Raw genomic sequence first — 22,448 nt, 5'->3', positions numbered from 1 at the left:
TTGGGTCCGTCGGGAGCCGTTGGGTGCGTTCGGGAGCCGTTCGTTGGCGTTCAGGCCGCCTCGACGTGCTTGCCGTCGTGCAGGGCGATCGCCCGCTGCATCGCCTTGCGGGCGCGGGGGGTGTCGCGGGCGTCGTGGTAGGCGACGGCCAGGCGGAACCAGCTCCGCCAGTCGCCCGGGGCGTCCTCCGTCTCGGCCTTGCGCAGGGCGAAGACCGCGTCGGCGGAGTCCCGGTCGACCCGCCCGCTGGGCGTGCGCTTCAGCTCGTCGACGGGCAGTCCGCCCTCGGCGTCGAGTTCCGCGGCGAGGGCGTTGGCCCGGCGGACGAACTGGGTGTTCTTCCAGAGGAACCACAGGCCGATCACCGGCAGGATCAGCACCGCGACCCCGAAGGTCACGGTGAGGACGGTGCCGGTGCCGATCAGCATCACGCCGCGGCTGCCGACCAGGGCGAAGTAGAAGACCAGGACGGCGGCCGTGACGGCGTAGGAGATTTTCGCGCGCATGAGGGTCAGGGGCTCAGTTCAGGTCCAGGAAGTGTTCCAGGCCGAAGGTGAGGCCCGGGGTGGTGACGACCCGGCGGGCGCCCAGCAGGATGCCCGGCATGAAGCTGCTGTGGTGCAGGGAGTCGTGCCGGACGGTGAGGGTCTCGCCCTCACCGCCGAGCAGGACCTCCTGGTGGGCCAGCAGCCCGCGCAGGCGGATCGCGTGGACCGGGACCCCGTCGACGTCCGCGCCGCGGGCGCCGTCCAGGGCGGTGGCAGTGGCGTCGGGCGCCGGAGCGGAGCCTGCCTTCTGCCGGGCCTGGGCGATCAGCTGGGCGGTGCGGGTGGCGGTACCGCTGGGGGCGTCCACCTTGTTCGGGTGGTGCAGCTCGACGACCTCCACGGACTCGAAGTACGGGGCGGCGATCTGCGCGAACTTCATGGTGAGTACGGCGCCGATGGAGAAGTTGGGCGCGATGAGCACGCCGGTCTGCGGGGAGCCGTCCAGCCAGCCCGTCAGCTGTGCGAGGCGTTCGTCGGTCCAGCCCGTCGTACCGACGACGGCGTGGATGCCGTGGCGTACGCAGTAGTCGAGGTTGTCCATCACCGAGGCCGGGGTGGTCAGCTCGACGGCGACCTGGGCGCCGGACTCGGCCAGCGTGTCCAGGCTGTCGCCGCGGCCCAGGGCGGCCACCAGCTCCATGTCCTCGGCGGCCTCGACCGCCCGTACCGCCTCGGCGCCGATCCGGCCCTTGGCACCGAGGACGGCCACGCGCAGCTTGCTCATGTTGTTCGCTTCCTTACCGGGAGTGTCAGGCGACGACGTCGTGCAGCCGGGACGCCTGCTTGTCCTTCAGCGGGCCGATGACCGACAGCGAGGGTCGCCTGCCCAGGACGTCGCGGGCGACCGCGCGGACGTCGTCCGGCGTGACCGAGGCTATCCGGGCCAGCATGTCGTCGACGGACATCTGCTCGCCCCAGCACAGTTCGCTCTTGCCGATACGGTTCATCAGTGCGCCGGTGTCCTCCAGGCCGAGGACCGTGGAGCCCTGGAGCTGGCCGACGGCGCGGCCGATCTCGTCGTCGGTGAGGCCGTGCTCGGCGACGTGGTCGAGCTCGTCGCGGCAGATCTTCAGCACGTCGTGCACCTGGGAGGGCCTGCAGCCCGCGTACACGCCGAAGAGGCCGCAGTCGGCGAAGCCGGAGGTGTACGAGTACACGCTGTAGGCGAGGCCGCGCTTCTCCCGCACCTCCTGGAAGAGGCGGGACGACATGCCGCCGCCGAGGGCGGTGTTCAGTACGCCCAGCGCCCAGCGGCGCTCGTCGGTACGGGCCAGCCCCGGCATGCCGAGGATGACGTGGGCCTGCTCGGTCCTGCGTCCGATCAGCTCCACCCGGCCCGCGGCACGGATCGTGCGCCGCCCGTCACGCGGGGCGATGGGTTCGGCCACCGGGTCGCGGAAGGCGCCGGCCTTCTCGAAGGCGGCGCGGACCTGGCGTACGACCTTGTTGTGGTCGACGTTGCCGGCCGCGGCGACCACCAGGTGGGTGGGGTCGTAGTGCTTCTTGTAGAAGCGGCGGATGCGGTCGGCGGTGAGGGCGTTGACCGTGTCGACGGTGCCGAGGACGGGGCGGCCCAGCGCGTTGTCGCCGAACATGGTGTGCGCGAACAGGTCGTGCACGCAGTCGCCGGGGTCGTCCTCGGTCATCGCGATCTCCTCGAGGATCGCGCCGCGCTCGACGTCGACGTCCTCCTCGCGGATGAGCGAGCCGGTCAGCATGTCGCAGACCACGTCGATGGCGAGCGGCAGGTCGGTGTCGAGCACACGGGCGTAGTAGCACGTGTACTCCTTCGCCGTGAACGCGTTCATCTCGCCGCCGACCGCGTCGAGGGCGGAGGAGATGTCGAGGGCGCTGCGCTTGCCCGTTCCCTTGAAGAGCAGGTGCTCCAGGTAGTGGGTGGCGCCGTTCAGAGCCGGGGTCTCGTCGCGGGAGCCGACGTGCGCCCAGATGCCGAAGGTCGCCGAGCGGACCGAGGGGAGGGTCTCGGTGACGATGCGCAGTCCGCCCGGGAGGGTGGTCTTGCGGACCGTGCCGATGCCGTGCTCGCCCTTGATCAGGGTTTGGGTACGGGCGACGGCCCGCGCCTCCGAGGAGGTGCGGGCCGTCGCCTTGGCGCTACGGGACGTCACTGGTCGGCGTCGTCCTTCGTGTCGTCGTCGCCTGCTTCGCCCTCGATCACGGGGATCAGGGAGAGCTTGCCGCGGGAGTCGATCTCGGCGATCTCGACCTGGACCTTGGCACCCACGCCGAGCACGTCCTCGACGTTCTCCACGCGCTTGCCGCCGGCGAGCTTGCGGATCTGCGAGATGTGCAGCAGTCCGTCCTTGCCGGGCAGCAGGGAGACGAACGCGCCGAAGGTGGTCGTCTTGACGACCGTGCCCAGGTAGCGCTCGCCGACCTCGGGCATGGTCGGGTTGGCGATGCCGTTGATCGTGGCGCGGGCGGCCTCGGCCTGCGAGCCCTGGGCGGCACCGATGTAGATCGTGCCGTCGTCCTCGATCGTGATGTCGGCGCCCGTGTCCTCCTGGATCTGGTTGATCATCTTGCCCTTGGGGCCGATGACCTCACCGATCTTGTCGACGGGGATCTTCACGGTGATGATCCGCGGCGCGTTGGGGGACATCTCGTCCGGCGTGTCGATCGCTTCCATCATCACGTCGAGGATGTGGAGGCGGGCGTCACGGGCCTGCTTGAGGGCGGCGGCCAGGACGGAGGCCGGGATGCCGTCCAGCTTGGTGTCCAGCTGGAGGGCGGTCACGAACTCCTTGGTGCCGGCGACCTTGAAGTCCATGTCGCCGAAGGCGTCCTCCGCACCGAGGATGTCGGTGAGGGCGACGTAGTGCGTCTCGCCGTTGATCTCCTGGGAGATCAGGCCCATGGCGATACCGGCGACGGGGGCCTTCAGCGGCACACCGGCGTTCAGCAGCGACATGGTGGAGGCGCAGACCGAGCCCATGGAGGTCGAGCCGTTGGAGCCGAGGGCCTCGGACACCTGGCGGATCGCGTAGGGGAACTCCTCGCGCGTCGGCAGCACCGGCACGATGGCGCGCTCGGCGAGGGCGCCGTGGCCGATCTCGCGGCGCTTCGGGGAGCCGACGCGGCCGGTCTCGCCGACGGAGTACGGCGGGAAGTTGTAGTTGTGCATGTAGCGCTTGCGCGTCACCGGCGACAGCGTGTCCAGCTGCTGCTCCATACGGAGCATGTTGAGGGTGGTGACGCCCAGGATCTGGGTCTCGCCACGCTCGAACAGGGCGGAGCCGTGCACGCGCGGGATGGCCTCGACCTCGGCGGCCAGGGTGCGGATGTCGGTGACACCGCGGCCGTCGATGCGCTTCTTCTCCTTGATGACGCGCTCACGGACCAGGGACTTGGTCAGCGAGCGGTACGCGGCGGAGATCTCCTTCTCGCGGCCCTCGAACTCCGGCAGGAGCTTCTCGGCGGCGAGCGCCTTGACGCGGTCCAGCTCGGCCTCGCGCTCCTGCTTGCCGGCGATGGTGAGCGCCTGGGCGAGCTCGGGCTTGACGGCGGCGGTCAGCGCCTCGAGGACGTCGTCCTGGTAGTCCAGGAAGATCGGGAACTCGCCGGTCGGCTTCGCGGCCTTGGCGGCGAGGTCGGCCTGCGCGCGGCACAGCACCTTGATGAAGGGCTTCGCGGCGTCCAGACCGGCGGCGACGACCTCCTCGGTGGGCGCCTCGGCGCCGCCCTCGACGAGCTTGATGGTCTTCTCGGTGGCCTCGGCCTCGACCATCATGATCGCGACGTCGCCGTCCTCCAGGACGCGGCCCGCGACGACCATGTCGAAGACGGCGTCCTCGAGCTCGGTGTGCGTCGGGAAGGCCACCCACTGGCCGCGGATCAGCGCGACGCGGACGCCGCCGACCGGGCCGGAGAAGGGCAGACCGGCCAGCTGCGTGGACGCGGAGGCGGCGTTGATCGCCACGACGTCGTACAGGTGGTCGGGGTTGAGGGCCATGATCGTCGCGACGACCTGGATCTCGTTGCGCAGGCCCTTCTTGAAGGACGGGCGCAGCGGGCGGTCGATCAGGCGGCAGGTGAGGACCGCGTCCTCGGAGGGCCGGCCCTCCCGGCGGAAGAAGCTGCCGGGGATCTTGCCGGCGGAGTACATCCGCTCCTCGACGTCCACCGTGAGGGGGAAGAAGTCGAGCTGGTCCTTGGGGTTCTTCGAGGCGCTGGTGGCCGACAGCACCATGGTGTCGTCGTCCAGGTAGGCCACGGCCGAACCGGCGGCCTGGCGGGCCAGGCGGCCCGTCTCGAAGCGGATGGTGCGGGTACCGAAGGCGCCGTTGTCGATGACGGCCTCGGCGTAGTGGGTCTCGTTCTCCACTAGCGTTTTCTCCATTGCTTGTCGTCTTTTGTCCCTCCACGCCCGTGTGGCGGGGGGACGGGGGTGGAGAAGCGCTGCGTCCTGTGCGGGCCGGTCTTCGATCGAAGCACCCGGGGTTCTGCCCCCGGGGGCCACTACCGAGGACCGGCGGCGGCGAGGCGCGCTTCTCCTCGTGTCGTCCGTGTCCTGCGTTCGTTCTTGTCGTGCGTGTCGTTCTTGTCGTGCGTCGTGCGGTCGTGCGTCTTGTTGTTCTGCTACCACACTACAAAGCGGTGGCGACACTGCGCACGTACAGCAAAGGGAGCGGCCCCCGAACGATGGGAACCGCTCCCTTCACGACGTCCTACTTGGCGCCCGCCGCACCGCGACGGATGCCGAGGCGCTCGACCAGCGCACGGAAGCGCTGGATGTCCTTCTTGGCGAGGTACTGCAGCAGCCGGCGGCGCTGACCGACCAGGATCAGCAGACCACGACGGGAGTGGTGGTCGTGCTTGTGGGTCTTGAGGTGCTCGGTCAGGTCGGAGATCCGACGGGACAGCAGAGCGACCTGGACCTCGGGGGAGCCGGTGTCGCCCTCCTTGGTACCGAACTCGGAGATGATCTGCTTCTTCACTGCGGCGTCGAGCGACACGCGTACTCCTCTTGGTCTGTGAGTGCCCACCGAGTGCCCCCGGTCTACTTCTCGGGGAATCTTCCGTGACTCGGAAGGCGGGGATCCGCTGGGCGCGACCTCCAGGGCTCCAGGCTCCGGGGGCGCGTACACAAACGGCCGTCACACAGCGTACCAGCCTGGGCGGACGGGGCTGGACGCGGACCCGGGAGGGCTGGACGCGAGCCCCCCGGGGGGGGCCGGTCGCGGGGCTGGGCGGGGCGGGCGCGGGGCCGGGCGGGGCCGGGCGCGGGGCCGGGCGCTGGCCCGGACGGTTTCGGGGAACCGCTCCGGGCTCCGGCTCGGCTCCGGCGGCCTGCGTCGCTCGGCCGGCTCCTCTGTGCCGACACCCCCGGCGGACTCACCGGCTCGCCTTCGCGGGCCCCCTGTCACCCCTGCCGGTCACGTACATCGGCAAACCGCTGATCAGGGAGAACTACGGCAAGTAAGGTGGCCGCACAGCTCGTTGGCACAGCAGGAAGGACCGAGCCGCGATGGCCGACGCCGAGGACAAGGAACTCCGGGCACGCAAGGAGCGGGAGAGGGACGAGCTCTACTCCCTCGACATCTCCGGCGTCGAATGGCACAGCGCGCCCGGCACCGAGGAGCACGAGGAGCGGGTCGAGATCGCCTACCTTCCGGCGGGCGCCGTGGCCATGAGGTCGTCGCTCGACCCGGGCACCGTGCTGCGGTACACGGAAGCCGAGTGGACCGCGTTCGTGCTCGGCGCTCGGGACGGGGAGTTCGATCTGGAGCCGACGACGCGGGACGGAGCCGCCGGTAAGGAATGAGGCATCGGGGCGAGAGGGATCGTCACGGTCCTGCCGCCGTGCCGCTTCCGATGCCCAGGACCAGGTAGGTCCACTGCTTCTTCCGCTCGTCGGACGGACCGTTCGCGGATCTGGCGCCGAAGAAGAGACGTCCGTCCTGGACGACGATGTCGTTCTCGTTCGTCAGCGTCAGCGGTTCTCCCTCGCTCGGCAGGCCGAAGTAGAAGTACGGCGTCTCCCTGTCCGTCTCGGGATCAAGGCCGACCAGCGCGTTCGGCGCGATGTGGTCGTTGCTCAGGCGCAGGGCGAGAAGCTGGTCCCCGCTCATGCGCAACGGTTGGAGCAGGGAGCCGGGGCCGGAGTCGAACTTCTTCGTGGTGTTCCCCGTCGCCAGGTCGAAGCCGATGATCCAGTTGGAGACCTGCTTCTCCATCTGGTCCTTGCTGCGGATGAACACCTGGTCCGCTCCGACGGCGATGGTCGGGCAGTCGTCGATCACCAGGTAGTCGGTGTATGCGCAGTCGGCGACGTACGCCCCATTGCGGAGACTGACCGTGGCTCGGTTACGTCCCTTGTCGTCGAGGGACAGCAGGTCGGTGATCTCGGTGTCACCACCGGCGATGGCGAGCACCGCCGGCTCGGTGGACGGCACGCTCAGATCTCGAATGCCCTTCGCGGCCGCGTACGTCCACAGGGACCGGCCCGTGACCGGGTCCACTTTGCGCACCTTGTAGGTGACGTGCTGCCAGGATTCGTCCGGCACGCTCTCGTCGGTGCTCCAGCACTGCTGGCGGACCAGGAGGGCGCGTCCGCCGGCCGCTCCCATGTCCTGGCAGGGGGCGGTGGCCTTCGTGGCCCACCGGCTCTCGCCCTTCTCCATGTCGTACCCGATGGTGCCGCCGCCCCAGGTCACCGCGACCGTGTCGTGCGTCAGCGTCACGCTCGGCCGGTCCTGGCTGCTGCGGCCGGTGGCGAGACCCGGGCCGGGACCGGCCACGGAGTAGGGGAACCGGTCCTCCCAGACCAGGCGGCCGTCGTCCAGGTCGACGAAGGCGACCTGGTTGCAATACGCGTCCTCCTCCTGGTCGTTCGCCCGGAAGAGGACGGCGGTCCGGTGGTCGCCGGTCACATGGCGCGTGTAGCCGCAGATCGGGCCGTCCAGCCCGAGCCTCCACTCCTCGTCACCGGGCGCGGCGTCGGTACCGATCCGCATGCCGACGAGGGTCTTGTTGACGCCCTTGGCGAGGATGCGGTCCGTGGCCCACATCCCCGGCATCTCCACGTGCTCCCCGGGGGCCATGTCGTCCACCGAGAAGCGGAAGGCCATCTCCCCCACGGTGCCGGCGGGTTGCTTCTCGACCGTCTCCCGGACATCGAGGGGGCCCCGCCCGTCGGCGGCCCGCGCCTTGTCCGACGACGCGTCCTCCCCGCTGCCGCCCCACAGGAGCCAACCTCCGGAGGCCAATGCCGCGGCGACGACGACCGCGAGCAGGCCCGTCAGCGTCTTCCGGCCGCGTTTCCGCTCGCGAGTCTCCGCGGGCGGCGAGGGCTGGGGCATGGAGGGGGGTGGGCCGAAGCTCACGCGTGAGTCCTCTTCCTGTTCCTGGGGGATTCCCGCGATGGGATGACGGGAGGCGCGCTCCTACTATGCCGGTGCCTTGATCACTCGCGAGCGCGAGCGGGGTGTACGGGTACCAACCCCCACCGCCCACACGGAGTTTCTGTCCGACTTGTCATGGATGTCGCATGGCGCATGCACGGATTCGGAAACGAGGTACGGCACTTCGGGGCAGGCTGTGACGCAATGGGCGGATGCTGAGGTGAGGACGGGGCTGCCAGGGCGGGGCGTGTGGTGATTAGGCTGGGTCGGGGCGCGACGCCAGAACCCGTGACCCGGGTGTCGGCGTCGTACGGGGAGGGCCGGCGATCGGACGACCTCGCTTCACTTCGGACCACGTCGGATGACATAAACGGTCGCCCCAGCACGGCATGAGGGTGCTCGACCACATCAGGAGGAACTGTGAGCAGCGATCGGGACGGGATGCGCGGGGGCTGGGCGACACCCGGCGATGACCAGCCCGACGCGGAGTCAGCGAACGAGACGACGGGCGAGTTCACCATCGACTACGCACCGCCCGCCTGGTACACACAGAACGCGTCGAGTGATGCGGACCGGGGGCAGGGAGCGGGCGCCGACGGCAGTTCGAGCGCCGGGGCCTCGTCCGCCGCGGCTCCTACGGGTCCTTCCGCCCCGCCTGCCCCTCGTGGGCCGGTTCCGCCGTTGCCCGGGTTGACTCCTCCGCCGCACGCGAATCCGTCCAGCGGCCCCTCCTCCCTTCCCGCTCCTACGCCTCCCTTCGTGCCGCCGACCCCGGCGCCCGCGCCGTTCACGCCACCCGTGCCCTCTACCGGAGGACCGACCGGTCTGCCCAGGCTGCCGATCGGGAGCGGGTTCGAGCCCCAGCAGCCGCAGGGGCCGTCCGAGCCGGATGCGGGGCCGGAACCGCAGGTGCGGCCGGAGCCGGAGGAAGTGGCCGCTCCGGCTCCCGCGCCGGGTCCGGTGTCTCCCACGGCCGTGCCGACGTTCCCCGCCGGCGGGTTCCCGTTGCAGACCCCGACTCCCCCGCCCGCGGACGAGCCCGAGCCCGAGCCCGAGCCCGACAACGGTGACCTGGACAGCGGCGCCACCATGCGCTTCTCCTCCGCCGCCCTGAAGCGGGAGATCGCCGAGCGTGCCGCTGCGGAAGAGGCCCGGCAGCACGAGGGGCCGGACGAGGAGCAGGACGAGCGGTCCATGACCGCGGTCGGTGAACCCGAGGTCACGACCGAGGACGAGGCCTCCGCGGCCGAGGGGGCCGGCGAGGGCACCCCGGACGAGAACGTCGCGGTGGCGGACGGCTCCGCGGAGTCCGAGCGCGGCCAAGAGCCGGTGGTCATCGATGGTCCGCAAGCCATTGAGGGCCGGGAGTTCACCGAGGGCCCGGAGCTCAACGACGGTCCGGGGCTCATTGACGGTACCGAGCTCACCGGCTCCGGCGAGCGGGACGACCCGACCGACGGGGACGGTACGGCCGATGCGGAGGACGCGGAGGACGTCGTCGGCTCCGACGAGGGCTACGAGGTTTCCGGGGTCGCGGACAGCGGCGTGGTCGAGTCCGGCCTCACCGGTCCGGCTCGGGACGTCGAGGTCGAGCCGGTCGCTCCCACGGCCGGCGAGCCCGAGCCCCAGCCCGAGCCCCAGCCCGAGCCCCAGCTCCAGCCCGAGCCCCAGCCCGAGCCCCAGCCCGAGCCCGAGCCCGAGCCCGAGGACAGTCTCCCGGCCCAGGAGGAGCCGGAGGACGCCCGGCCCGAGCCGGAGGCCATGACGTCCGCTGCGGCTCCGGTGGACGCCGTTCCGGCCGATGCCTCCCCTGCGGAGAGCGAGCCGCAGGACGTCCCGCCTGCCCAGACGGCACCCGTGGCGCAGGGCGATGTGCCGCCGCTGCCCCCGTCCTACCCTCCCGCCGCCCCCGCCCCTGCGCACCAGTGGCCGGCGCAGCCGCAGCCCGCCCCCGCCGCCCCGGAGCAGCCGAACGTGCCGGCACAGCAGCCGCCGTTCCAGCCGCAGGCTCCGCAGCCGGCGCCCGCCGCGTGGAGTCCCGCTCCGACCGCCGCGCCGATGCCGCCGAACCAGGCGCCCGGACAGCCCGCTCCCCAGGCCGGTTACGGATTCCCGCAGCCGGGCGCCACGCCTCCGGCGGCACCGCAGCCTCCGGCCGAGCAGCCGGGCGGCGCACACGGTCCCGCGGCCGGCGCCGCCGCCGGTTACGGATTCCCGCAGCCCGGCGCGGCGGCTCACCCGGCCCATCCTCCGGTGCAGCCCGGTGGCTACGGCTTCCCGCAGGCGCCCGCGCAGTACGGCTGGCAGCCTCAGCCCGGCGTACCGCCGCAGGGTCAGCCGCAGGCGGACGCCCGGGCCCCGGAGGCCGCGCCGCACCCGGCTCAGCAGGGCTTCGCGTCGCAGACTCCGCCGGCCCAGCCGATGGGCCGGCCGAGCGAGCCGCAGGGGCAGGTCCCGCAGGGGCAGGCTCCGCAGACTCCGCCGAGCCCGTTCGCTCAACAGCCGCACCAGGCGCCTCAGGCCCCCCAGGCTCCTCAGCCGGCGCAGGCCCCCCAGCCGGTGCAGCACCCCGGTCAGCCCGTTCATCCCGGCCAGCCGGATCAGGCACAGCAGGCGCAACAGGCTCAGCAGGCACAGCAGGCGCAACAGGCACAGCAGCCCCATGCTCCGGCGCCGCAGCACCCCGTCGACCCCCGGCTCGGTGCCGCCTGGCCGCAGCCCATGCAGCACGACCAGCGTCAGCCCACCAACCCCGGTGCCGCGCCGCTCGGTTACACCGCGGCCGTGGAGCTGTCGTCCGACCGGCTGCTCAACAACAAGAGGCAGAAGGCGAAGAGCAGCCGCCCGGCGTCCGGCGGTTCCCGGTTCAAGCTGGGCGGCAAGAAGGAGGAGGCCGAGCGGCAGCGCAAGCTGGAGCTGATCCGCACCCCGGTGCTGTCCTGCTACCGCATCGCCGTCATCAGCCTCAAGGGCGGTGTCGGCAAGACGACGACCACCACCGCCCTCGGTTCCACGCTCGCCACCGAGCGGCAGGACAAGATCCTCGCGATCGACGCCAACCCGGACGCCGGTACGCTCGGCCGTCGCGTGCGCCGCGAGACCGGGGCCACCATCCGCGACCTCGTCCAGGCGATCCCGTACCTCAACTCGTACATGGACATCCGGCGGTTCACCTCCCAGGCCTCGTCCGGGCTGGAGATCATCGCCAACGACGTCGACCCTGCCGTGTCCACGACGTTCAACGACGAGGACTACCGGCGCGCGATCGACGTGCTCGGCAAGCAGTACCCGATCATTCTCACCGACTCGGGCACCGGCCTGCTGTACAGCGCGATGCGCGGCGTGCTGGACCTCGCCGACCAGTTGATCATCATCTCGACGCCGTCCGTGGACGGTGCGAGCAGCGCCAGTACGACACTGGACTGGTTGTCCGCTCACGGGTACGCCGACCTCGTCTCCCGGTCCATCACCGTCATCTCCGGGGTCCGCGAGACCGGCAAGATGATCAAGGTCGACGACATCGTCGGGCACTTCCAGACGCGGTGCCGGGGCGTGGTCGTGGTGCCGTTCGACGAGCATCTGGCAGCGGGCGCCGAGGTCGACCTCGACATGATGCGGCCGAAGGTCCGGGAGGCGTACTTCAACCTCTCGGCGATGGTCGCCGAGGACTTCGTCCGCCACCAGCAGTCGCACGGCCTGTGGACGTCCAACGGCAACCCGCCGCCGGTGGCCGCTCCGCCGATGCCGGGCCAGAACTACCCGGGCCAGCAGATTCCCGGCCAGCCCTTGCACGGTCAGCCGGCGCCCGGGCAGCCGCTACCCGGGCAGCAGCCCCTGCCCGGCCAGCATCCGGTGCAGGGCCAGCAGCCCATGCCCGGCCAGCCCGGCCAGCCCGGTGCTCCCGGTATGCCCGGTGCACCGGGGACGCCCGGCCAGCCCTCCCAGTACGCCGAGCCGGGGCAGCCGTACCCGCAGCAGCCCGGACAGCCGTACCCGCAGCCGGGACAGCCGTACGCCCAGCCCGGCTACGGCTACCCGCAGCCCGGTCAGCAGGACGGGCAGACGCCTCCCCCGCCGCCTCAGCAGTAGCCCCCGACAGCGAAGGGCGGCCGGTGCTCGTCAGCACCGGCCGCCCTTCGGCGTCGTGGGCGGGCCGCAGGCAGAGCGCGGCCAGCCGTGGGGGGAGGGGGGTCAGGTGTTACGACGCCGCCGCGACCAGGCCGCAGCAGCGCTCCACGTCCTCGGCCATCTGCTCCAGCAGCGCGTCCAGCGTCTCGAACTTCGCCTGACCGCGTACGAAGGCCAGGAAGTCCACCGCGACGTGCAGGCCGTACAGGTCGAGGCCCACGCGGTCGATGGCGTACGCCTCGACCGTGCGCTCGGTGCCGTCGAACTGCGGGTTGGTGCCTACGGAGATCGCGGCCGGCATCGCCTCGCCCTGCGCGTGCAGCCAGCCGGCGTAGACGCCGTCGGCCGGGATGGCGGTGTGCGGGAGCGTCTCCACGTTGGCCGTGGGGAAGCCGAGCTCGCGGCCGCGCTGGGCGCCCCGGACGACGACGCCCTCGACGCGGTGCGGTCGGCCGAGGATCTCCGCGGCGCCCTCGACCTCGCCCTGGGCGACCAGGCGGCGGGTGAGGGTGGAGGAGAACGGCTCGCCGCCGCCCGCCTCACCGGTCACGTACAGGTCCACGACCTCGACCTCGAAGTCGTAGATCTTGCCCTGCTCGACCAGGAACTCCACGTTCCCGGCCGCCTTGTGGCCGAAGCGGAAGTTGGGGCCCTCGACGACCGCCTTGGCGCGCAGCCGGTCGACCAGCACCTTCACCACGAAGTCGGCCGCGGACAGCTTCGAGAACTCCGTGGTGAACGGCAGGATCAGCACCGCGTCCACGCCCAGGTCCGCCATCAGTTCGGCGCGGCGGTGGTGCGGGGCGAGCAGCGGCGGGTGGCTGCCGGGGCGGACCACCTCGCTGGGGTGCGGGTCGAAGGTGACGACGACGGTGGGGACGCCCAGCTCGCGGGCGCGGTCCACGGCGTGCTTGATGATCAGCTGGTGCCCGCGGTGGACGCCGTCGTAGGAGCCGATGGTGACGACGCTGCGTCCCCAGTCCTCGGGGATGTCCTCCAAGCCACGCCAGCGCTGCACTGTGTCTGCTCCTTGTCGCAAACTCGTCGGAGTCGATGCCTCTTACGCAGCTCTAAGAGTGCCATGCCGTCCGTCTCCCGCCCGCATCGGTATGCGCCCTGTGACCGGGTGCACGCCACACGGAACGGACCCGGGTCACGCGGGGACCCGGGCGCCCGTCAGATTCTCGAGCGTGCGGCGCGCGCTGGGGCCCACCAGCGCGGCCCAGTCCTGCGGCGCGTCGGCCAGCCAGCCGGTCACCCGGGCGGCGAATCCCGGGAGGTGGCGTGCCAGGTCGACCAGACCGCGGTCGAAACGGGTGGCTCCGTCCGGCGTGCGGACGAGGAGCAGGCCGGTGCGGTGGACGAGGGCGCGCAGGTCCTCGCCGCCGCACCGGACGGCCGCGTGCAGCAGCGCGTCCAGGACGGCGGGATCCTGCTCGTGGGCCAGGAGGTGTTCGCGCAGCTCGCGGCGGAGCGGACCGCGGCCGGGCGGGCCTCCCGCGGCCAGGACGCCGGCCAGCGCGGCCCGTACGGGCTCGGGACCGTCGTCCAGCAGTGCGGTGACCAGGGAGTGGAGGACGCGGCGGGCCGCGGGGTCCCGGTCGAGTCGCCGGTCGACGTACGCCGCCACGTGCCCGGCGGTCTCCGGGCGCTCCGTCACCGCTTCCCCCACGAGTACGGCGACCCGGCGGGCCAGCGCCGGTGTGGTGGCGTCGATGAGTCTGCGCAGGGCCTCCCCGGCGTCCGGGCCGCGCAGCCGGGCCCGGAAGGCCTCCAGGACGGGCTCCGGGTGGGTCGGCAGGGCGGTGGCCACCGCGCTCGGGGGAAGGCAGGGGTCGCCGGCCGCGAAGTGGTCGAGCGCCCTCGGGAGGTGGCGGTCGCGGCTGTCGGGGTCCTGTACGAGCAGGGCGAGCGCGCCGCCGTGCAGGGGTCCGTCGGCCGGGCGGGCGAGCAGGACCAGGGCGGCGTGGCGCAGCAGGGTGCGGTCTGCGGCGGTCCGTGCGTTCGGGGCGGTGCGCAGGCCGTGGGTCACCGCCGCCGTCCGCCGCGCGGTGCGCTCGTCGCGGGCCCACCGCTCGACGGCCCGGCAGAGGGCGGACGGCTCGTCCTCGGCCAGGACGGCGAGCAGTTCGTCGGCCCGCCGGTGCGCGCTGTCGACGAGTACCTCGGTGAGGCCGTCCAGGCCGCGGTGGCGGTGGGTGTGCAGCAGCGCCTGCGCGGCGGTCGCGACGGTCGCGTGCGGGGTGGCGGGCAGCGGCCTCTCGTCGTCGAACCAGCGGAGGAGGAGCGGCTGCACGGTCGCGGGGTCGGCGGCGAGCAGTTCGGCGACGGTGTCGAGGTGGCGGGGGCCCGGTGCGTGCGGGGGTCCGTCGGCGAGGACGAGGCGGCGGAGCAGGTCCAGGCGCGTGGCCTGCGGGAGGCGCAGAGCGGTCCAGAAGGCGGGCCCGAACTCCTCGGGCGACGCCCTCCTTTCGGCGCCGCGTTCCGCGATGCCGTCGGCGAGCAGCCGCAACACCTCCGTGTACGGCGTCGCGTCGGGCACCCGCGTCAGCACCTCGGTGAGCAGCCGTGCGGCCCACCAGGAATGCGGGTCCGCGTCGAGAACGGTGACCAACTCCTCCAAGTTCAGGGCGAGTTGTGGTGCGCCGTACTGACGGCCGAGCAGCAGCACCGCCTCCGCGACCGGGCCGATGCGGTGGTGCGGCACGGGCAGGGCGTGCGGTTCGTGCGGGGTGGCGCGGTGGTGGACGAGGGCGCGCAGGGCCTCGTCCAGGTCGAGGTGGGTGCCCTGGAGCCAGTCGGCGAGTTCCTCGTGCGCGAAGCGGTAGCCGGCGCCGGCGGGGACGAGGAGGCCCTCGGCCAGTACGGCGGTCGCCCAGCCGGTGCCGCCGCCGAGCCGGACGGGAGCCCGCCCCGGCGGGAACACGGCCTCGAACGACTCGCGGTCCAGCTCCCCCTGCCCGGGGCCGAGACTGCGCCGGGCGGCCTCGTGCACCTGTCCGGAGACCTTCGCCGCGAGTCGGCGTACGGCGGTGCCGCGCAGGCCGTTCTCCGCCGCCAGGCGGGTCGCGACGCGCAGGCACATCAGGTCCAGGTAGGCCGCGAAGACCCCGTCCCGGTCGACGCGGGCGGGGGGCGGGGACCCGGGCAGGGCCTCGTGCACCTCCGCGAGCAGGCGCAGGGTGAGGGGGTGCCGGTCGTCCGGGTCCGCGAGGGCTCCGTCCGGCAGGCGGTAGCGGGCGCGTGCCTCCCGGGCCTCGTCGTCGCGCAGGTCGCCGAGAGGGACGCAGGGCGGACGCCCCACGCCGACCGGTTCGTACGAGCCTCGGACCGCCACGGCCGGGGCTCCGGCCGCCCCGGACGGAGAACCAGCGCTTTCGGACGAGGAACGGACGCCGTCGGTCGGCGGCTCGACCTCCCCGGACACGGACTCGATGTCGTCGGACGGGGTCCGACCCGCTCCGGACGGAAACCCGGTCACCCCGGACCTGGAGCTGACGGCTCCGGACGGCGGAACACGTACGCCGAACGGACCGCACGCCCCGAAGAAGGAGGAAGGCAACCGCGCCCCGCCCGACCACCCGGACGCCGGTTCTCCCACGGCGACCGGCCAGGCGCTCGGACCACCGGTGACCGCCATTGCCCCCGACGCATCACCGGTGACCGCCTCCGACGCCCCGGCGGCCCCGACGATCCCGTCAGCACCGACGCGAGGCGACGGCACGCTCGCGGCACGTCCGGTCGTCCACTCCCCCGCGGTCGGCGCCGCCGACGACGCGCGCCCCACCGACGCGTACAGCAGCTCCGGAGGGAACTCCGCGCCGGCCCGCTCCCAGTACTCCCCTCGGCAGGCCATGACGAGCCGCGTCCCCGTCTCCCGCAGCCAGGCCGCGGTGCCCTCGGTCCACTCGGGGAGGCGGTGGGCCAGGAGGGGCGGCATCTCCTCGGGTCCGTCGAGGAGGAGCAGGAGCGGACGCCCGGCGGCCCGGGCGAGGCGGGCCAGGCGCTCCGGGGTGATGTCGCCGAGGCCCGCGGGGCGTGAGGGGTCCGCGGCGGCCACGATGCGGGCGGCCCGGGCCAGCGCCCTGCGCGCCGCGTCGGCCAGCGACCTGTCGTCGTCGCGCAGGTCGGCGCCGCGCAGCCACAGGGTGGGTGCCGGTTCCGTCCCCCGGGAGCGGCGGGCGGCGAGGGCCGCCAGCTCCGTCGTACGGCCACTGCCGGGGGCGCCGACCAGCGCGAGCACACGGGCGGGTCCTTCGGTGAAGGCGGTGAACTCCCTCGCGACGGCGGACCGCTCGACCGGGGCCACGGCAGCGGCGCCACCACCGCCGTCACCCTCGACGCCGGCCCGGACCCCGCTCCCCGTACCGGGACCGCCGCCGCCGGGCACTCCCGGCGGACCGTCCTTGGCCACCGAGGTCGCGGTGAGCGCGAGGACGCCGGCCAGATTCAGGTCGGCGCCGTAGGCCGGGACCGTCGCCGCGTTCTCGGCGAGCAGGGCGGCGAGGGGGCCGGGGGCGGGCGGCAGGGGCACGGCGAAGCCGACGTCGCTGTGTCCGGAGCTCAGGGCGGTGCCGAGGACGCCGAGGACGGCACCGGTCGTGATGTCGAGGACGGGTCCGCCCGCGGCGCCGCCGCCGAGACGCAGCGCGTCCCTTCCCGAGATGCCGAGCGCGAGCTCCAGGGCGTCGCGCAGGACGTGGAAGCGGTCGGTGGCCGCGTAGTGGACGTCGGTGGCGCCCAGTACCCGGGCCTCGCGCCAGCCGCCGGCGGCGATCCGCACGTACGTGCCCGCGTCGACGCGCCCCCGTGCGCCGACGGGCAGCGGTTCGACGCCGAGGCCCTCGCCGCGGACGAGTGCGAGGCCGAGGGCGGGAAGCGGCGTCACGTCGGCGGCGGCCACCACACGGCGGCGGTCGCCGGCGGTGCTGAGCACGAGCCGGGGCAGGCCGTCGACCGCTTCGTGGCTGGTGACCACCGTCCCGCGGTGGTCGGCGACGAACCCCGCGCCGCGGGGGCGCCCGGCGAGGTCGTGGACGCGGATCAGGACGTCGTCGGGCGGGCACCGCGTCGGTTCGGCCGCCAGGGCCTGCGCACCGTCACGCGGGTCCTGGGAGCCGTCCCGGGACCGCCGTGCCGCCCTGTCGTTGCCCGCCTCCCGGGACCGGTTCCGCGACGCCATCGTCGAGCCTCCCCGCCGTACACCCGTGCTGTGTGTTCGACGGTAGGCCGGTGATGATCAGCGGGACAGATCCCCTGGCGAACGCGCCCCCCTCCACACCCCCGGTTCACTCCGAGCGCCTGCCCGGACGGGTGAACAGGAGGGGAGGGTTGGATACACCCTGGGGAGTGGGGGAACCGAGGGGGGACCGTGGAGCGGCGGCAGTGGAAGTCCCCGTGGTCGCCGCTCCACGGGCGGAGTCCGGCGGCGGGCCGGCTCAGCCGAAGACGGCCAGGCTCTTGGCCTTGCCCCGCTGCTCCTCCACGAGCGCGAGGAAGCGTCCCTCGGGATCGAAGACGGCGACGGCCCCGGCGCCCGCGTAGACGTCCGGCATCTCCAGCCGCACGCCGTTGAGGAGCAGCCGGGCCCGCTTGGCGTCCACGTCCCAGCGGGGGAAGGCGGCACCGGCGGCGTCCGCGATCGGCATCACGGTGAGGTCCTGCTGGAGCTGGTCCAGCGTCTTCGCCGCGTCCAGCTTGTACGGACCGACGCGGGTCCGGCGCAGCGCGGTGAGGTGGCCACCGACGCCGAGGGCCGCGCCCAGGTCGCGGGCCAGGGCACGGATGTAGGTGCCGGAGGAGCAGACCACCGAGACCACCAGGTCCAGCACGGGGGTGCCGTCCTCGGCGACGGCGTCCCGGACGTCGTACACCGCGAAGGAGGAGACGGTGACCGGGCGGGCGGGGATCTCGAACTCCTCGCCCTCGCGCGCCCGCTTGTAGGACCGCACGCCGTCGATCTTGATGGCGCTGACCTTGGACGGCACCTGCATGATCTCGCCGGTCAGCTCGGCGACGGCCGCGTCGATGGACTCCCGGGTGACCTTCGAGGCGTCGAGCGACCTCGTGATCTCGCCCTCGGCGTCGTCGGTCGGCGTCGTCTGCCCGAGTCTGATGGTGCCCAGGTACTCCTTCTCGGTGAGGGCGAGGTGCCCGAGGAGCTTGGTCGCCCGCTCCACCCCGAGGACCAGGACGCCCGTCGCCATCGGGTCGAGCGTGCCGGCGTGCCCGACGCGCCGCGTCCGGGCGATGCCCCGCATCTTGGCGACGACGTCGTGCGAAGTGAAGCCCGACGGCTTGTCGACGATGACAAGGCCGTCGGGCGTGGTGTGCTTCTCGCTCATTTAGCGGTGTCGTCCGTCTCGTCGCCCTCGACGACCTCGTCGGCCTCGTCGTCCTCACCCGGCTTGCGGTACGGGTCCGCCTCGCCGGCGTACGCGGCGCCCGCGGACGCCTCGCGCACCTTCTCGTCGGACTGGCGCGCCTTGTCGAGGAGGTCCTCGATGTTGCGGGCGGTGTCCGGGAGGGCGTCCATGACGAAGGTCAGGGTCGGCGTGAACTTCACGCCCGCGGCCTTGCCGACCTCCGAACGCAGGATCCCCTTGGCGCTCTCCAGGCCCGCGGAGGCGGCGTTGCGCTCCTCCTCGTCGCCGTACACCGTGTAGAAGACGGTCGCCTCCCGCAGGTCACCCGTGACCCGGGTGTCCGTGATGGTGACGTGCGAGCCGAGCCGCGGGTCCTTGATCCCGCGCTGCAGCTTCTGGGCCACCACCTCTCGGATGAGGTCCGCCAGCCTTTTCGCCCGCGCGTTGTCGGCCACTGGTCCGTCTCCCGTTCTTTCTTCTTCTCGTTCTTGGTCAGTCGTCTTCGCCGTGGAAGCGCCGTCTGACGGACAGCAACTCCACCTCGGGGCGGCCGGCCACCAGCCGTTCGCACCGGTCGAGCACGTCGCTGAGGTGCCCGGCGTCGGCGGACACCGTCGCCAGGCCGATGACGGCCCGGCGATGGAGGTTCATGTGATCCACCTCCGCCGCGCTCACCGCGTACTTCCGCTGGAGTTCGGCGACGATCGGGCGGACGACGGAGCGCTTCTCCTTCAGCGAATGTACGTCGCCGAGGAGGAGGTCGAAGGACAGCGTCCCCACATACATGTGTAACCGGTTCACCCGCCGGTACGGGATCGGTGGCCCCGCCATCCATGGGGCGGGGACACCAGAACCGTACAACGAACGGCCGGGGCCGATCGACGGATATTCACTCTCCGCCGACCGGCCCCGGACCGCACCGTCTCGGAAGTCGGGGCTGTTACACCCGCGGCTTCTCGCGCATCTCGTACGTCGCGATGACGTCGTCGACCTTGATGTCGTTGAAGTTTCCGAGGTTGATACCGCCCTCGAAGCCTTCGCGGATCTCGGTGACGTCGTCCTTGAAGCGACGCAGACCCTCGATGTTGAGGCTCTCCGCGATGACCTTGCCATCGCGCAGGAGGCGCGCCTTGGTGTTGCGCTTGACCTCGCCGGAGCGGATGAGAACACCCGCGATGTTGCCCAGCTTGGACGAGCGGAAGACCTCGCGGATCTCCGCCGTGCCGAGCTCGACCTCTTCGTACTCCGGCTTGAGCATGCCCTTGAGGGCCGCCTCGATCTCCTCGATCGCCTGGTAGATGACCGAGTAGTACCGGACGTCCACACCCTCGCGCTCGGCCATCTGCTGTGCCCGCCCGGCGGCGCGCACGTTGAAGCCGATCACGATGGCGTCGGAGCCCATCGCCAGGTCGATGTCGGACTCCGTGACCGCACCGACGCCGCGGTGCAGGACGCGGATGTCGACCTCTTCGCCGACGTCCAGCTGGAGGAGGGAGGATTCCAGTGCCTCGACCGATCCGGACGCGTCGCCCTTGATGATCAGGTTCAGCTGCTGGACCTCGCCGGCCTTCAGCACCTTGTCCAGGTCCTCCAGCGACACGCGGCGCGTGCGCTTGGCGAACGCGGCGTTCCGCTCGCGGGCGGCACGCTTCTCCGCGATCTGGCGGGCCGTACGGTCCTCCTCGACCACGATGAAGTTGTCACCGGCGCCCGGCACGTTGGTCAGGCCCAGGACCTGGACCGGCGTCGACGGACCCGCCTCGGCGACGTTGTTGCCGTTGTCGTCGAGCATGGCGCGCACGCGGCCGTAGGCGTCGCCCACCACCATCGTGTCGCCGACCCGCAGGGTGCCTCGCTGCACGAGGACCGTCGCCACGGCACCGCGGCCGCGGTCGAGACGGGACTCGATCGAGATGCCCTGCGCGTCCTGGTGCGGGTTGGCCCGCAGGTCGAGCGAGGCGTCGGCCGTGAGGACCACGGCCTCCAGCAGCGAGTCGATGTGCAGACCCTGCTTGGCGGAGATGTCGACGAACATGGTGTCGCCGCCGTACTCCTCGGCCACCAGGCCGTACTCGGTCAGCTGACCGCGCACCTTGGTCGGGTCGGCACCCTCGACGTCGATCTTGTTGACCGCGACGACGATCGGGACCTCGGCGGCCTTGGCGTGGTTGAGCGCCTCGACCGTCTGCGGCATGACGCCGTCGTTGGCCGCGACGACCAGGATCGCGATGTCGGTCGACCTCGCACCACGGGCACGCATGGCGGTGAACGCCTCGTGACCCGGGGTGTCGATGAAGGTGATCTTGCGCTCTTCTTCGTTGACCTCGGTCGCGACCTGGTAGGCACCGATGTGCTGGGTGATGCCGCCGGCCTCGCCCGCGATGACGTTCGTCTTGCGGATGGCGTCGAGCAGTCGGGTCTTACCGTGGTCGACGTGACCCATGACGGTCACGACCGGCGGACGGACGACCAGGTCCTCCTCGCCGCCCTCGTCCTCGCCGAACTCCAGGTCGAAGGACTCGAGCAGCTCGCGGTCCTCCTCCTCCGGGCTGACGATCTGAACCGTGTAGTTCATCTCGCCGGCGAGGAGCTGGAGCGTCTCGTCGGAGACGGACTGGGTCGCGGTGACCATCTCGCCGAGGTTCATCATGACCGCGACGAGCGACGCCGGGTTGGCGTTGATCTTCTCCGCGAAGTCGGTGAGCGAGGCACCGCGCGACAGGCGAATGGCTTCGCCGTTGCCGCGGGGCAGCATCACGCCGCCGACCGACGGGGCCTGCATGGCCTCGTACTCCTGGCGCCTCTGCCGCTTCGACTTGCGACCGCGACGCGCGGGACCGCCGGGACGACCGAAGGCGCCCTGCGTGCCACCACGGCCACCGGGACCGCCGGGACGGCCACCGAAGCCGGGACGGCCACCGCCGCCGCCGAAGCCGCCGCCACCACCGGGACGACCGGCGAAGCCGCCGCCGCCACCGGGACGACCGCCGCCACCGGGACCGGCCGGACGACCGGCGAAGCCGCCGCCGCCACCGGGACGACCGGCACCACCGGGACGACCGGCACCACCGGGTCCGCGACCGCCGCCACCGGGGCCGGGACGCGGGCCGGCAGCGGGACGCTGCGGCATCATGCCGGGGTTCGGACGCGGGCCGCCGGGACGGGGACCGCCCTGGCCACCCTGCGGACGCGGCATCGAGCCCGGGGTCGGACGGTTGCCGCCCGGAGCCTGGGGACGAGGACCGCCGCCCTGGCCGCCGGGAGCCTGCGGCCGGGGACCGGCGCCGGGGGCACCGGGACCTCCCGGGCGGGGGCCGCCCTGCGGACGGGGCGCCTGCGGGCGCGCCATGCCGGCGTTGCCGCCGGAGGTGAAGGGATTGTTACCCGGACGCGGGCCGCCGGGACGGCCGCCGGGACGCTGCGCCGGGGCGCCGGGACGCTGGCCACCGGGACGGCCCTGGCCGCCCTGCTGACCGCGGTCCTGACCCGGACCGGACGGACGACTGCCACCGGGCTTGGGAGCGCCGGGACGCGCGCCGCCGGGCTTCGGTCCGGCCGGAGCCGGAGTCGAGGCGGCCGGAGCGGCCGGGGCGGCCGGCGGAGCGGTGAACTCCGGGGTGGCCGGAGCCGGACGCGGCGCGGGCTTGGGGCCCGGCGTCGGACGCGGACCCTGGGAGGGAGCCGGCGCGGGGGCCGACGGAGCCTCGGGCTGCGGGGCAGCCTCGGGCTTGGGTGCCGCCGCCGGCCGCGGGGCGGCCGGACGCGCCGCCTGCGCCGGGGACGGCGCCGCGGGACGGGGGGCAGCCTTCTTCGGGGCCGCGGGACGACCGGCGGACCGACCGTTGCCACCGCCCTGCTGGAAGGCGTCTGTCAGCTTGCGTACTACGGGCGCCTCGATCGTCGAAGACGCCGAACGGACGAACTCACCGAGTTCCTGGAGCTTGGCCATGACGACCTTGCTCTCGACACCGAACTCCTTGGCGAGTTCGTAGACCCGGACCTTAGCCACTTCGCTCCTCTGAGGTCCGGGTTGCGTCCGGACC

Annotated in this window: 14 protein-coding genes and 1 pseudogene; 3 read left to right on the top strand and 12 right to left on the bottom strand. The window is 72.6% G+C overall.

Annotated features, from left to right (window positions below; genetic code table 11):
* Positions 1 to 50: 50 nt before the first annotated feature.
* The 5 genes from SAM23877_RS25855 to rpsO form a co-directional block, all read right to left on the bottom strand.
* Complete coding sequence (locus SAM23877_RS25855) at positions 51 to 506, bottom strand: tetratricopeptide repeat protein (protein ID WP_053137954.1); 456 nt, start codon at positions 504 to 506, stop codon at positions 51 to 53.
* A 13-nt stretch (positions 507 to 519) separates the two neighbouring features.
* Positions 520 to 1,272 (bottom strand): 4-hydroxy-tetrahydrodipicolinate reductase, encoded by a 753-nt coding sequence (gene dapB / locus SAM23877_RS25850; protein ID WP_053137950.1) that lies wholly within the window; start codon positions 1,270 to 1,272, stop codon positions 520 to 522.
* Between the two features lie 25 nt (positions 1,273 to 1,297).
* Positions 1,298 to 2,677, bottom strand: a complete 1,380-nt coding sequence (locus SAM23877_RS25845) for a M16 family metallopeptidase (RefSeq protein ID WP_053137947.1) — start codon at positions 2,675 to 2,677, stop codon at positions 1,298 to 1,300.
* On the bottom strand, positions 2,674 to 4,893 hold the full coding sequence (locus SAM23877_RS25840) for a polyribonucleotide nucleotidyltransferase (protein WP_053137945.1): 2,220 nt from the start codon (positions 4,891 to 4,893) through the stop codon (positions 2,674 to 2,676). Before SAM23877_RS25840 ends, SAM23877_RS25845 begins: the two co-directional genes overlap by 4 nt.
* A gap of 343 nt (positions 4,894 to 5,236) precedes the next feature.
* A complete protein-coding gene (gene rpsO / locus SAM23877_RS25835) occupies positions 5,237 to 5,524 on the bottom strand; it encodes a 30S ribosomal protein S15 (protein ID WP_006130415.1) in 288 nt (95 codons plus the stop codon).
* Positions 5,525 to 6,036: 512 nt separating this feature from the next.
* Between rpsO and SAM23877_RS25830 the strand changes: the two genes are divergently transcribed.
* The gene (locus tag SAM23877_RS25830) at positions 6,037 to 6,333 is read left to right on the top strand and encodes a DUF397 domain-containing protein (RefSeq protein WP_053137941.1); all 297 of its coding nucleotides are present in this window, start codon (positions 6,037 to 6,039) and stop codon (positions 6,331 to 6,333) included.
* A 22-nt stretch (positions 6,334 to 6,355) separates the two neighbouring features.
* Here SAM23877_RS25830 and SAM23877_RS25825 read toward each other — a convergent pair whose 3' ends face one another.
* A complete protein-coding gene (locus SAM23877_RS25825) occupies positions 6,356 to 7,894 on the bottom strand; it encodes an outer membrane protein assembly factor BamB family protein (protein ID WP_053137938.1) in 1,539 nt (512 codons plus the stop codon).
* Positions 7,895 to 8,332: 438 nt separating this feature from the next.
* Between SAM23877_RS25825 and SAM23877_RS42125 the strand changes: the two are divergent.
* Together SAM23877_RS42125 and SAM23877_RS25820 are read left to right on the top strand one after the other, a co-directional pair.
* Positions 8,333 to 8,464, top strand: a pseudogene (locus SAM23877_RS42125) (SCO5717 family growth-regulating ATPase); the annotation flags it as partial.
* Positions 8,465 to 8,887: 423 nt separating this feature from the next.
* Positions 8,888 to 12,001 carry a MinD/ParA family ATP-binding protein gene (locus SAM23877_RS25820; RefSeq protein WP_425314787.1) on the top strand — a complete coding sequence of 1,038 codons (3,114 nt, stop codon included), beginning with the start codon at positions 8,888 to 8,890 and terminating at the stop codon, positions 11,999 to 12,001.
* A gap of 109 nt (positions 12,002 to 12,110) precedes the next feature.
* Here SAM23877_RS25820 and SAM23877_RS25815 read toward each other — a convergent pair whose 3' ends face one another.
* The 6 genes from SAM23877_RS25815 to infB all read right to left on the bottom strand — a co-directional run bounded on the left by SAM23877_RS25815 (position 12,111) and on the right by infB (position 22,414).
* Positions 12,111 to 13,058, bottom strand: a complete 948-nt coding sequence (locus tag SAM23877_RS25815) for a bifunctional riboflavin kinase/FAD synthetase (RefSeq protein WP_053137932.1) — start codon at positions 13,056 to 13,058, stop codon at positions 12,111 to 12,113.
* Positions 13,059 to 13,193: 135 nt separating this feature from the next.
* The gene (locus SAM23877_RS25810) at positions 13,194 to 17,222 is read right to left on the bottom strand and encodes a trypsin-like peptidase domain-containing protein (RefSeq protein ID WP_053137929.1); all 4,029 of its coding nucleotides are present in this window, start codon (positions 17,220 to 17,222) and stop codon (positions 13,194 to 13,196) included.
* 256 nt (positions 17,223 to 17,478) lie between these two features.
* Positions 17,479 to 18,384, bottom strand: coding sequence for a tRNA pseudouridine(55) synthase TruB (truB, locus tag SAM23877_RS25805; protein ID WP_053137926.1), 906 nt, complete (start codon positions 18,382 to 18,384; stop codon positions 17,479 to 17,481).
* A complete protein-coding gene (gene rbfA / locus SAM23877_RS25800) occupies positions 18,381 to 18,860 on the bottom strand; it encodes a 30S ribosome-binding factor RbfA (RefSeq protein ID WP_053137923.1) in 480 nt (159 codons plus the stop codon). The genes truB and rbfA overlap by 4 nt, the downstream gene beginning before the upstream one ends.
* Before the next feature lie 37 nt (positions 18,861 to 18,897).
* Positions 18,898 to 19,191: a DUF503 domain-containing protein gene (locus SAM23877_RS25795; protein WP_053137921.1), complete on the bottom strand. Its 294-nt coding sequence runs from the start codon at positions 19,189 to 19,191 to the stop codon at positions 18,898 to 18,900.
* Positions 19,192 to 19,345: 154 nt separating this feature from the next.
* Positions 19,346 to 22,414, bottom strand: a complete 3,069-nt coding sequence (gene infB / locus SAM23877_RS37850) for a translation initiation factor IF-2 (RefSeq protein ID WP_079030429.1) — start codon at positions 22,412 to 22,414, stop codon at positions 19,346 to 19,348.
* Between the last annotated feature and the right edge of the window lie 34 nt (positions 22,415 to 22,448).

This window comes from Streptomyces ambofaciens ATCC 23877, from assembly GCF_001267885.1.
Classification (GTDB): domain Bacteria; phylum Actinomycetota; class Actinomycetes; order Streptomycetales; family Streptomycetaceae; genus Streptomyces; species Streptomyces ambofaciens.
Note: the sequence above shows the minus strand (reverse complement) of the source record. Positions and strands in the feature narration are given on the sequence as shown.